At 52.3% G+C, this 11,714-nt stretch carries 12 protein-coding genes; all 12 read right to left on the bottom strand.

Going from position 1 to position 11,714, the window contains the following annotated elements; all coding sequences use genetic code 11:
* Positions 1-187: 187 nt before the first annotated feature.
* On the bottom strand, positions 188-1,126 hold the full coding sequence (locus tag ABMV07_RS02230) for a DUF3068 domain-containing protein (protein WP_196977257.1): 939 nt from the start codon (positions 1,124-1,126) through the stop codon (positions 188-190).
* A gap of 19 nt (positions 1,127-1,145) precedes the next feature.
* On the bottom strand, positions 1,146-2,177 hold the full coding sequence (locus tag ABMV07_RS02225; RefSeq protein ID WP_196977256.1) for a hypothetical protein: 1,032 nt from the start codon (positions 2,175-2,177) through the stop codon (positions 1,146-1,148).
* A gap of 4 nt (positions 2,178-2,181) precedes the next feature.
* The gene (locus ABMV07_RS02220; RefSeq protein WP_196977255.1) at positions 2,182-3,036 is read right to left on the bottom strand and encodes a choice-of-anchor M domain-containing protein; all 855 of its coding nucleotides are present in this window, start codon (positions 3,034-3,036) and stop codon (positions 2,182-2,184) included.
* Positions 3,037-3,053: 17 nt separating this feature from the next.
* Positions 3,054-5,099, bottom strand: a complete 2,046-nt coding sequence (locus ABMV07_RS02215; protein ID WP_196981196.1) for a choice-of-anchor M domain-containing protein — start codon at positions 5,097-5,099, stop codon at positions 3,054-3,056.
* Complete coding sequence (locus ABMV07_RS02210) at positions 5,092-5,955, bottom strand: anchored repeat-type ABC transporter permease subunit (RefSeq protein ID WP_088266347.1); 864 nt, start codon at positions 5,953-5,955, stop codon at positions 5,092-5,094. Before ABMV07_RS02210 ends, ABMV07_RS02215 begins: the two co-directional genes overlap by 8 nt.
* Position 5,956: 1 nt before the next feature.
* Entirely contained in the window at positions 5,957-6,685 is a 729-nt protein-coding gene (locus ABMV07_RS02205) for an anchored repeat-type ABC transporter ATP-binding subunit (protein WP_196977253.1), read from the bottom strand.
* Positions 6,678-7,574, bottom strand: a complete 897-nt coding sequence (locus tag ABMV07_RS02200) for a choice-of-anchor M domain-containing protein (protein WP_088266349.1) — start codon at positions 7,572-7,574, stop codon at positions 6,678-6,680. The genes ABMV07_RS02205 and ABMV07_RS02200 overlap by 8 nt, the downstream gene beginning before the upstream one ends.
* Complete coding sequence (locus ABMV07_RS02195; protein ID WP_374064998.1) at positions 7,575-9,044, bottom strand: anchored repeat ABC transporter, substrate-binding protein; 1,470 nt, start codon at positions 9,042-9,044, stop codon at positions 7,575-7,577.
* Positions 9,045-9,170: 126 nt separating this feature from the next.
* Positions 9,171-9,551 carry a 50S ribosomal protein L7/L12 gene (gene rplL / locus ABMV07_RS02190; protein ID WP_004566663.1) on the bottom strand — a complete coding sequence of 127 codons (381 nt, stop codon included), beginning with the start codon at positions 9,549-9,551 and terminating at the stop codon, positions 9,171-9,173.
* 43 nt (positions 9,552-9,594) lie between these two features.
* Positions 9,595-10,110 carry a 50S ribosomal protein L10 gene (gene rplJ, locus ABMV07_RS02185; RefSeq protein WP_088266351.1) on the bottom strand — a complete coding sequence of 172 codons (516 nt, stop codon included), beginning with the start codon at positions 10,108-10,110 and terminating at the stop codon, positions 9,595-9,597.
* A 320-nt stretch (positions 10,111-10,430) separates the two neighbouring features.
* A complete protein-coding gene (gene rplA, locus ABMV07_RS02180; protein ID WP_088266352.1) occupies positions 10,431-11,138 on the bottom strand; it encodes a 50S ribosomal protein L1 in 708 nt (235 codons plus the stop codon).
* 68 nt (positions 11,139-11,206) lie between these two features.
* Entirely contained in the window at positions 11,207-11,635 is a 429-nt protein-coding gene (gene rplK / locus ABMV07_RS02175; RefSeq protein WP_088266353.1) for a 50S ribosomal protein L11, read from the bottom strand.
* Positions 11,636-11,714 lie beyond the last annotated feature (79 nt).

The raw sequence follows: 11,714 nt of genomic DNA, 5'->3' as shown, positions 1-11,714 counted from the left end.
CGGTGGCCCCGCAATATTGACCACCATTTCCGCTGGTAATTGAGCATTCGGTCTGCAGAGGAGTTCTCACACCCAGATAGCACGGAATGACCTTGTCAAATTGGTTTTTTACACCGGACTGATCAAGGTCGACATGCTAACTGGATTTAGGCTCCAGCGCAACGACCTAGCTTACACCATAAGTGCCCTAATGTAAAGCAACTGGGCGACGGCGAAACGCGCCCATCAGACCGATGACGCTCAGCACCGCTCCGCCGGCGAGCGCCACGCGGTAGAGCACTCGAGCTACGGAGCCATCGGACACTGCGGACGCCTGCTCAAAGAGCGCCGCTTTGTCATCCTCGCTCATTCGCCCATGGAATATCAACGCATCTTCACGACGCGTGCCATCGGCATCACCGAAATAATCCTCGATATTTTCTTCCACGTCAACCACAAGCCCCGAAATTTGGTCCACATACCACTGCCGATTTCCGGAATGATACAGGTAGAGCGAGTTTTCATCTTTTTGCGTCGTGTTAAAAACCGAAGCGTATTTCTCAGACACATTGGTCGGTTTTATCTCTTGGCTATATCGATAAACTGTCCGCCCGTCCCGATCGATCTCCTCGGAAAAGACGGCAGGCGTTGCGCTTCGAAGAGTCGGATCGAATACCTCATAGGTAGTCTGTTGGGCATCGCTAGGAAATTTCAGCCAGGTACCGTCAACCGGAACACTTTCGGTCGGACTTCCCAGTTGCGCGCTCACAGTCGCAGGCGCTAGTGCTTCGCCACTGAGCCGGTCGAGAGGGTACGTCCACACGGAAGCTTGAATGAGGCGATCGACGTCTGCCTGTCGGCTCTCCCTCGCATCAGTCATTCCAATGCGCACTGTTGCGGTATCGGCATCGGTGGGTGGCAAAATATCCATGTGCAACTGGCGTACAACCCCAGCATCGAGCACGCGCCCATCGTTGATGAGCCGTGTACGTGCGTGATCATCTTTGAGGGTGAAAGTGGTCTGCGATAGGTCGAGTGGCAACCGCGCATCGGTATTGACCCATCGCGGGGCTAAAATTCCCACGGATACCAGAGCAACACCTAAGCCGAGTAGTAGTACGGACAGGATTCGAGTCGTGGGAAGCATAGACTCAGATCTTACCTTGCTACTTCTTCATGTTTTTGGCTTGACTAAAGAACACGATGCCGCCCACCATGGCCATAGCACCTAGCCCAAGCAGAAAACCAGACCACCAGCCGCGCTTGCGTATTGATTCCGCTGCGGTACGAACATCTTGTTCTTCCGCTTTTTTCACATGCGTTGTGCTCTCCCGCTCCGACTTGGGGGCAGGTTTACGCTCTGGCTTCTTGTCTTCTTTTGGCTCTTTTTTCTCTTTAGTCTTTTCCTTCGGTTTTTTCTCTTTTACTTTCTCTTCTTTGGGTTTGTGCGACGGTTTTTGCTGTGGTTTGGAATGCGACTGCGGCTTCTCCTGCGGTATTACAGGAGCTGCGACAGGAGCCGGCTCGGCAGCTTCAGGTTCCTCGGTATCCACACCGCTAGGAGGTGTGGAAGCCTGTTCTATTTCCTTGGTCAGCTCCCTTAGGCTTTGTTGGACGTCGGCAAGCCCGCGTTTGATTCCCGCATAGTCTGGTCTTACAGGCGCATCACCGACATAGAATTTCCACACTGTCGAGTGGTTGTTCAAGATGATCTCTGCGACATACAGGCCGGGCTTTTCAAATTCCACCCCTTGGGCGTAGCTTCCAGGTGCGGCCATGTCCACTGGCTTGTCAAATTTCATGGTGCCAGGACCACTCATTTTTCCAAGGCGTGCGTGAGCATTTTCTTCTGAAGTCTCAAATACGAGGCGCGTCATTTTATCGCGCACCAAGTCCTCCGGTTCCCCAGCTGCCGGCAGTGACCAGTGCTGGTCTTTGGTTTTGGCAGCGTCGGGAACTACAACCACGAACTCGGCAGAAGTGTGTTCGATAAGTTCAGTATCAGTTTCTTGAATAATGCTGTTTTTATCGCTGAGTGTGACCACTCCACCGCGAATGACAGCAAGGGGATGTTGATCCCCTGTGCGGTCAGCCCATGTGTTGACCACGGTGACATCATCAAGCGTGGCGGGATCAGCCCATGCCTGCGGAGTGATTCCGAACGCCAGCATCACCGTTAAAGCGATAAATTTTTTCACGAACTTATTTCCCAGCCTGTCCTGCACGCACCAAACGAACCATTCCGGCACCGAATACCATTAACCCGAGGCCAAGAACGATGAAGGAAAGCGTCATAAAGTTGGGGCCTGTATCAGGAAGCTGTTTCTTAGCCGCCGGCGCAGCCTTCTTTGTAGAGGTTGCAGACGCCGACTTTACCTTTGAGGGTGGTGCAGCAACTGGAGCCGCGGTACCGTCGCAATCAGCAACATTATTGGGACCGCCATCACCCACTTGCCATACGTATTTTCCAACGTTGGAAGAAGATCCATTGCCTGTAGCTTGTACACACATAGTGTATGTACCAGGTTCAGTGAAAACCCAGTTGGTGTGAACGTGAGATGGTGGGTCTTGGTGGATCGAGGAGCCGCTGGTCAACTCGTAATTACCGCCTGCAAGCAGGCTTTCTGTTCCTCCAAAAGAGCCAGTTTTAAACATATAAACTTCACCAGGACCTGACACCTTATTGAAGTTAATATCGATTGCGCTGAAGCCCCCTTCGCGAACCCCTTGTGTATCCCATCCTGGCCAAATTAGCCCAGCGTCTTGAGCCATTGGCAATAGGTATCCAGGCTTGCCAATCTCAGCTACTTTGGCTACGTCCTCATTCATAGCTTCTTGCTTGACCTTCAGCATGACATCCTGAGGATCATGAAGGACATGCTGACCAGTAGCGTCTTCTTTAAGAGTGAGCTTTAATCCACCGTCTTCTGCGGTTACGTTGAATGCATCTATGTGCCCAGTTTCTAAAACTAGGGATTGCGCCCATGCTGCTGGAGCGCTAATCGATATCCCCAGTACCAGACCAAGCGCAGATAGCTTATATACGAACCTTTTCACAATACCTCTACTCAAGTTTAGTTATTTCGCATACTTTTACGGAACAAAACAAAAGCACCCAATATGCCCAAAATTCCGAGCAAAGCAGAAAGCTGAGTCCACCAAGTATCTAGTTCTTGCCATTCAGCAGCGGTAGTTACCGCTTCCTCTTGAACATCACCGTCATGGAATGAATAGATACCGTTTGTATCCGAGCCACTTGTTGCGGCGAGCTGCTGGCGCTTCCGCGCCGATTCAGACCCAACAGTATCTTTATTGTGTTTTCCGCTCTTGTTTTGGACTGATGCCGCTTTCTTGGATTCTTTTTCTTGAGGTTTCTTTTTCAAGGAACCGCCAATGGTTTTGGTAGTATGTTTTAACTCTTCGCGACACTTATCACTTTTGTTGGTGAGTTTTTCACCAGCCAAAATCTCTTTGGCTCGAGCTATAGTCGCATCGCCAACTAGATAGGAAATATGCAGAGGATAAGATTCTTGTTTTCCAGATGCTGTGGTGATATCAAAGGAATACTCAAGACCATACGCACCCTCTTTGGTGAAAAGCATGGACTGATGGTCGTGCGCGTGGAGTCCATACTCCAAGTTCTTCGATAGATCGTCGGTATCTGTCAGCAAATCTATTCCAGAAATGCCGTTATGCCAGCTAAGCATCCGGCCATCGTGGGGCAGTTCGACCTTGTTCAGAGATACAGTCATCTTAGAGTCTGCTAGAAGTGCGTCTGACGGCAAATCCTCATTTGAGAATCCAACCCATGGAAGCTTGTGATCCTGTGACTCGGGAAGCACCCACGCTTGGTCAGTCAACGAACCAGAAATTTGTGCTTCGATACGATCTTTCCAGCTATCGGTCTTTAAGAGGGGACCACCTTGATCACCACCAGAATCTGGAACCGCCAGCGTCACATCTCCACTTGAGTATTTCTTACCTTCGCGATTAATTACTGTCACAAACTCTTTATCAGGTCGAGTTAGCGCTAAATCCATGTGCCCATCGTTGATAATAGTTTTTGGAGTTCCAGTAAGCTTCCAAGCACGATCTATAGAATCGTCAAGTGCACAACGTGACGATGTCTCTGAGTGGCCTTTCTCTGGTCGAGACTTACCTTGAGGCTTTTTCTTTTCACTAGGAGCCGTAGGTGGTTCGTTAGTCGCATCTTTGACAAGCGGCTTAGTAATCTCATTGAGATTTGTCGTGGTTCCTTTCGGAAGCCCCACTTCCTCATCGGATCCAACTAACCATATTTGACGCACAGGCTCTGTTTTTACCTTGAAAGCTCCGTTTTTTACATAGGCTTCCCACGTAAGTTCGTAGATACCAGGCTCAGAAAAAGTCCAGTTGAAATGCCCATGTGCACCCATCTCATATTTAATGGTTTTTAACTCTTCGTCGTCACTTGAGAAAACCCGCTCGACTTCTTTCCGGGAATTATTTTTGAAAAATACATCAATTTTACCGGGACCAGAAAAGTCTTTCAACTCAAAATACATGTATTTATCGAGATGCGCCGGTATCGAGTCCTTGCCGTTAGGCTCATGGTGGGGATCAAAAGCCCCTAAGCCTGCCCAAATAGGGCGATGACCGTTTGCGAACGGAATGTTCTGGGGTGCGTACCATACAATATTGCCAGGTTTGCCCAAGAAGCTAAATTCTTCGTCATCTGGAATTCGCATCCGCGATAGTTCTTCACCGTCTGTTCCAGCATCTGGAGGAAGGCGAAAGCATAAAGACTCTTGCGGCACTACCTGCTGGCCGTCAACAGCCATGAGTTCCAGCTTGGGCAAGCCTGTCGCAGGCTCTTTGACAGAATAGTTGTAGGTACCATACAGAGCATCAAAATGCCCCTGATAACCAATTTTACGATCGACGCATGGATGCGCAACTTCTTTGCCATCAGAGTCACGGTATGTTGTTTCTTTTGGAATTGTCACACCAAATGCTGGTTCCCCCTTTATATGTCCAGTTGCGTCTAGAGCTGCACCTTCACTAGCTGAAACTGACAACATACTCAAAGACGCTATTGCTAGACAGCACAGCATCGACGTGACTTTAGTGACCTTAGCCATGATGGTAGAAGTCCTTTTTTTTAGTTTTGATCGTTCCCAATGATTGCATCCAAGACCAAAGGAAAATGAAAAAGATAACCAATACCATAGTTGCGCCTGTGGGATAATCCAAAGCCCAAGATAAATAGACCCCCAAGATCGAACCAATAGCTCCAACTAACGCCGACAGCCACATCATAGTGCTCAATTTGTCTGTAAGCATGCGTGCCGTCGCCGCGGGAGTAATCAGCAGCGCCAGCACGAGGATGTTACCGATCGTGCGGATCGAGATGACCACCGCAGCGGTCACCGCGAGGTAGAGTACGAGGTCGAGAAGCAACACTGGCATGCCCATGGTGCGCGCGGTTTCACGATCCAAGGACACCGCCACAAGCTGCGGAGTTAGTACGATCAGCACGAGCACGATAATGCTGCCGACGATCGCCGCAATCACCACGTCGGAATCCGGAACACCAGTAATAGAACCAAATAGGAAACTGGTTAACGACGCCGTATAACCTTCCACCCGCGAAATGATAATCAGGCCAAGCGCAAACGCCGCGGCGAAGAAGATACCGATAATCGAGTCCTCTTTGAGCCGCCTTCGCTGGCTAAATGCCGCGATAAGGATCGCTACGATCACACCAGCGACCGCGCCACCAGCAAGCACAGAGATCTGTAGGGCGAATGCCACGGCAAGACCGGGAAAGACTGCGTGTGATACGGCGTCGCCGATAAAGGCCATGCCGCGGAGCACAACATGCGTGCCCACCACGCCGCAGACGATGGAGGACAACACCGCGACCAGCAATGCTTTAGGCAAAAAAGCCAGCGCGGGGTTGCCCAGATCTTGGAAAAATTCAATCGGTGTGAGCACCTCAGTTTGCCTTTCCTATGCCTAACGACGCCAACAAGGGGGATTCATCTTCCACACGGAAAGTGGTCTTCCACGGTTGTGCCTCCAACATTTGCGACGGCACACCCGTTGCCACCACTTCCCCGTTGAACAACAGCACCCTGTGACAGGCGGCCATTGCTTCTGGCAGGTTGTGCGTCGACATCATGATGGCATTCCCCGCTTGGGCGAGTTCCTCAAAAAGGCCAAGGAGCAATTCCGTGCTGGGATTGTCCAAGCCTGTGAAGGGTTCGTCGAAAAGCAGCAATTGGGGTTTTGTGGCGAGCGCTCTAGCAACGAGGACGCGTTGGCGCTGTCCACCCGATAGTTCCCCGATGGGGCGATCGGCCAAGTGCGTCAGCCGAACCTGCTCGAGGGCGGCGTCGACAGCCGCGAAGTCTGCAACCTTAGGGCGTCGCAACCATCCGATCATGCCCGCACGACCATTGAGCACGGTGTGATAAACGTCGATGGGATAGTCCCACGCGAACTCGTGACGCTGTGGCACATACCCAATGCGACCATCGACGTGTATATTTCCTTGGCTGGGGATCAGTCCGAGGATCGCCCGCATCAGTGTCGTTTTACCTGCACCGTTGGGCCCCAGCAGTCCTAGAAATTCGCCAGCATCTACGCTGAAATTGATCCCTTTGACCACCTCGCGTCCGCTCAGTGACACTCGGAGGTCACTACATTGCAAAACCTTAGCCATTGGCCACGTTCTTTGCCTCAGCGCGACGACGTGCCGACTGCCGGCTCATAAACACCGCAGCGCCAGCAATCACGACGATCACAGCGACCACACCGCCTGCGATCAATCCAATATTTGCGCTACCCTTCGCCTGCTCTTCACCACTTTCCGACGCAGTCATCTCCCCATCAAATGTAGCCTTTTGCGCTTCTGCAACGCTGGCATCACCAACAGCAAACCGCAATACACGAGTGGTTTCCACCTCGGTGCCATCTGTGCGAGGCAGCTTCAAACGAACGGCAACCTGGTGCACGCCTGGCTCAGTAAACACCCAATTGGCATGGGTATGTGTGTTCAGCTCCACCCACATTGGTTGCGCGCCTTTTTCATCAGCATCCCAGATCACCTGGGGTTTTTGTACGCCGCCTGCCTGCAGGAACAAGCTAAAGTGACCAGGGCCTTGGTAACCTGCCAACTCGAGGGTAACCCCGCGATCAGTCACTTTTTGGATGCTAGGTGCTTGGGAGTTCCAGCCGATCCATGGCACACCTGAAATTTGTGACTGTGGCACCACATAAACTTTGTCGCCGGCTTTCGCACCTGTGAACTCGAAGGTGCTGTCTTCTGGCAAGGTTTGTAATGCGGCATCGGATACTTTAAACACCATATCGTCGAGGTGTCGCCATACGGGATGTGCTTCTGTGTCATCACGGGCTAGGAGATCGAAGTCGCCATCGACCTCGATCGCTCCGATATCGATGTGCCCGTGGTCGATAACAACCTTCTCCCCTGCTGGCGCAATGCTTTCCGTCTCGGAAACCTGCTGCTGCAAGGCAGGATCTTGCTGGGCATATGCTGGCTGCGCGATGAGCAAAGAAGCAGCGCAGAGTGCAGCGGCGATACGTTTCATTTATTTTCCTTCCGATTGTCCGAGACACCGCGCGAGGGAATGCGCGTTGTACTTCATAAAGTCGAGATATGTGGGAACCTCGTCGTCGAGGGAGTCACCGTAGATGCGGCATACCTGTATTCCGAGTTTGTCGGCGGTAACAGTGAGGTGGTTGGCGCGTAGCGCCAGTTGCGGTTCGATGAACACCGCAGGCACATGGAGGTTTTCCAAGGTGCGCGTCAACGCAATGATGTCGCGTGGCGACGGCTCCACTGACGGGTTGGGGCTGACAAACCCTGCAATACTTAATCCGTAGGCATCCCCGAGGTAGGAGTAGCCGTCGTGAGTAGTCACCAAATGCCGATTCTTTTTCGGAATGGTATCTAAGGTCGTGCGCACTTCTTTATTAACGCGATCGATCTCAGCGATATACACAGCTGCATTGGCGCTATAAATTTGTGCGCCTGCTGGATCGACTTCACTGAGTTTGTCGCAGATTGCCTCCACCATGGCCCGCGTATTAGCCATGTTGTGCCACACATGCGGATCTACCTCACCATGAACGTGCTTACCGAGCACCGCTTGGGGCAACAGGTACACCTCATCGCCTGGACGACCCATGAAACGATACTGCGCAGGAATCTGTTGCAGGGTGCCGTTAGGAACACTGATCGTGGTGGTTGCTGGATCGTAGTCATAGGCAATGTTGGTGCCATCGGGGCTATCGCCGCGCAGCATAATGTTTTTGTGCGCCAGATCTACAGCAATATCGACGTGGCCTTCATCCAGCACATCGTTGGGAGCATCCACACCCACGGCAACATTTATGGTATTGCGTGCAACGAGCTCCCCTTTCACCTTCGCAGCGAAGGTGAGGTGATACATTCCAGGCTTGCTAAACGACCATGAGACGTGAGTGTGGGCGTCGGCAGGTAGGAAGTAGTTGGCGCCTTCCTCATCAAAAACAAGCTCTGGGACACCAAATGTAGAGGTAATGTAGGCCGTCGCTTTGGAATCCTCGGGGCCGTCGATCTTCTCTGTAACGATCTCGACTTCGGAGTCCGCTTTACCCACAATGCGCATGCCCAGCCATACGGTGTCGAGGGCAATGTTTTCCACTAGGGGTTTGAGTTTTCCACCATAGGAGGTAACTTGCTCCGCCAGCGGAACCATCGGAGCATTGTCCGGCAATGCTTCTTCAATGGTGGTAGATAGGCTGTGGGGTTCCAACAACAACCCGTTGGTAAAAGCTATATCAGCATTGGCAATGTCGCGTACCGCACGCAGTCGCGGCTCATATGTGTGGGGATCAACTCCTGGCGGCATGAGGGCGGTTACCTCTGCACGCTCCCCTGCCACGTGACGAACTAAATCAGCAACTATCGGAGTGGTTGCTACTATCTCAGTGCGATGATGCTGTTCTACAGGTGCAGCGCAGGCACTCAGCGTTGCTACCGCAAGTACCGCTAGAAGTGAGCGCACCCTGATCACGTAATCTGCCTCCAATATGTATGAAATCAACTCTAAGCATATTAGTGCACATCACAATCATTTTCATTATCGAGGGGGTACGAAAAACTCCCGCCCACAGAGTGGAACGGGAGCTTAATCAAGAGATTACTTAAGGGTAACCTTTGCGCCAGCCTCTTCGAGCTTAGCCTTTGCAGCCTCAGCGTCGTCCTTGTTAGCACCCTCGAGGATAGCCTTAGGAGCACCCTCAACGAGCTCCTTAGCTTCCTTCAGACCCAGGCCGGAGACGAGCTCGCGAACAGCCTTAATAACGCCGATCTTCTTAGCGCCTGCGTCCTCGAGAACAACGTCGAACTCGGTCTTCTCTTCTTCAGCAGCAGCTGGAGCAGCACCTGCAGCAGCAACAGCAACTGGAGCAGCAGCGGTAACCTCGAAGACCTCTTCGAATTCCTTAACGAACTCGGAGAGCTCGATCAGGGTCATTTCCTTGAAAGCCTCAATGAGCTCGTCCTTGGTGAGCTTAGCCATAATGGTGTTCCTTTCGGTAAAAATTTAGTGAAGTTGTGGAGCTTTACGCTTCCTTCTTCTCCTGGAGTGCAGCGCCGAGGCGTGCAACCTGAGAAGCTGGAGCATTGAACAGGCCAGCGGCCTTTGCCAAGTTGCCCTTCATGGCGCCGGCAAGCTTTGCGAGAGTGGTCTCGCGGTTGTCAAGCTCGGCAATAGCATCGACCTGAGCTGCGCTCAGAGCGTTGCCATCCATGTAGCCACCCTTGATAACGAATGCCTTGTTTTCAGAAGCGAACTTCTTCATAGCCTTAGCGGCATCAACAGCCTCGCCCTTAATGAAGGCAACAGCGGTTGGACCGGTGAGGATATCATCAAGGCCCTCGATGCCAGCTTCCTTTGCAGCAAGCTTGATCAGGGTGTTCTTGGCGACGGAGTACTGGACATCAGAACCCAGAGCACGACGCAGCTCAGTGATCTGAGCAACGGTCAGGCCACGGTATTCCGTGACGAATACAGAGTCAATGTCTGCAAAGCGATTCTTCAGCTCTGCGAGGGACTGGGTGTTCTTTGGATTTGCCATTACTTCGCCTCCTTCCTCATGTATATCTTTTGTTGTCTGATCCGCCGAGACTTCAATGAAAGCAATCAGCCAACAAAAAAGCCCCGTGCAAGAGCACGAGGCGCACATAATCCGAAAGGATTGTGAACTCTTCAGTGTCTCCTGCGTGGGCCGTTCCGCGTAGGAATCCTTCGAGCCTTAATGGCTGACCGACGGTCTTCGGTGAAACTTGAAATCATTCAAACTTCGATGTGGAACCTTATCATCGATTCCGTAACAGTACAAATCATAGAAAAATCCCCCCGAGCTTGAACTGCTCTGCAGCTCAGGGAGACAAATCTTTAAGCCTGGGTGTAGTTCTTCTGGATAGAAGGATCCACTGGAACACCAGGGCCAGAGGTGGAAGAAAGGGTAACCTTCTTCACGTAGATGCCCTTAGCGGAAGAAGGCTTGATGCGGTTGATCTCGTCGAGGAGAGCACCGTAGTTCTCAGCCAGCTTCTCAGCGTCGAAGGATGCCTTACCAATGATCGCGTGCAGGTTGGAAGCCTTGTCAACGCGGAAGGAAATCTTACCGCCCTTAACCTCGGCGATAGCCTTAGCAACGTCGTTGGTAACGGTACCGGTCTTAGGGTTAGGCATAAGACCACGTGGGCCCAGGACGCGAGCAACGCGGCCAACCTTAGCCATCTGATCTGGGGTAGCGATAGCAACGTCGAACTCGATGGTGCCAGCGGTGATCTGCTCGATCAGCTCGGTGGTGCCAACGATGTCTGCGCCTGCAGCCTGTGCCTCGGTAGCCTTCTCGCCTTCTGCAAAAACAGCAACACGAACGGTCTTACCAGTGCCGTTCGGCAGGGAGACGGTGCCGCGAACCAGCTGGTCAGCCTTGCGTGGGTCAACGCCCAAGCGGATAGCGACATCGACGGTTGCATCGTAGTTCTTGGAGGAAGTCTCCTTGACTAGCTCAGCAGCCTTGAGTGGGGCGTACAAACGACCCTTGTCGATCTTTTCAGCAGCGGCTTTGAAAGCCTTTGAGTTCTTGCTCATTGTTAATCCTTAAAAGTAGCGGATGTGTGGTGTGCGGGCCGGAGCGGGCCCTGCCACAAAGGGGGAGATTACTTAACCTCGATACCCATGGAACGTGCGGTACCAGCGATGATGCGCGCAGCGTTCTCGATGTCGTTAGCGTTGAGGTCTTCCATCTTGGTCTGTGCGATTTCCTTGATCTGATCCATGGTCACGGAGCCGACCTTTTGGGTGTGAGGAACACCGGAGCCCTTCTGCAGGCCAGCAGCCTTGAGCAGCAGCTTAGCAGCAGGTGGGGTCTTCAACTTGAAGTCGAAGGAGCGGTCTTCGTACACGGTGATCTCAACTGGGACCACGTTGCCGCGCTGGTTCTCAGTCGCAGCGTTGTAAGCCTTGCAGAACTCCATGATGTTCACGCCGTGAGCACCAAGAGCTGGGCCGACTGGAGGAGCAGGGTTTGCCTGTCCAGCCTGAATCTGCAGCTTGATAAGGCCGGTGACCTTCTTCTTCGGAGCCATCGAATTACCTCTTCCTTGTTAACAGCCCTATAAGCGATGGAGCTTATGTGGCTGTCCGGATGCCGAGCCCCTAAACGTA

It is taken from the genome of Corynebacterium belfantii, assembly GCF_041898185.1.
Classification (GTDB): Bacteria; Actinomycetota; Actinomycetes; order Mycobacteriales; family Mycobacteriaceae; genus Corynebacterium; species Corynebacterium belfantii.
This window is presented reverse-complemented; position numbering and strand designations above follow the sequence as displayed.

Coding starts and splice junctions, on each gene's coding strand:
- ABMV07_RS02215 (WP_196981196.1), bottom strand. CDS start 5,099: ATGGCTAAGGTCACTAAAGTCACGTCGATGCTGTGCTGTCTAGCAATA.
- ABMV07_RS02230 (WP_196977257.1), bottom strand. CDS start 1,126: ATGCTTCCCACGACTCGAATCCTGTCCGTACTACTACTCGGCTTAGGT.
- ABMV07_RS02200 (WP_088266349.1), bottom strand. CDS start 7,574: ATGAAACGTATCGCCGCTGCACTCTGCGCTGCTTCTTTGCTCATCGCG.
- rplJ (WP_088266351.1), bottom strand. CDS start 10,110: ATGGCAAATCCAAAGAACACCCAGTCCCTCGCAGAGCTGAAGAATCGC.
- rplA (WP_088266352.1), bottom strand. CDS start 11,138: ATGAGCAAGAACTCAAAGGCTTTCAAAGCCGCTGCTGAAAAGATCGAC.
- rplK (WP_088266353.1), bottom strand. CDS start 11,635: ATGGCTCCGAAGAAGAAGGTCACCGGCCTTATCAAGCTGCAGATTCAG.
- ABMV07_RS02205 (WP_196977253.1), bottom strand. CDS start 6,685: ATGGCTAAGGTTTTGCAATGTAGTGACCTCCGAGTGTCACTGAGCGGA.
- rplL (WP_004566663.1), bottom strand. CDS start 9,551: ATGGCTAAGCTCACCAAGGACGAGCTCATTGAGGCTTTCAAGGAAATG.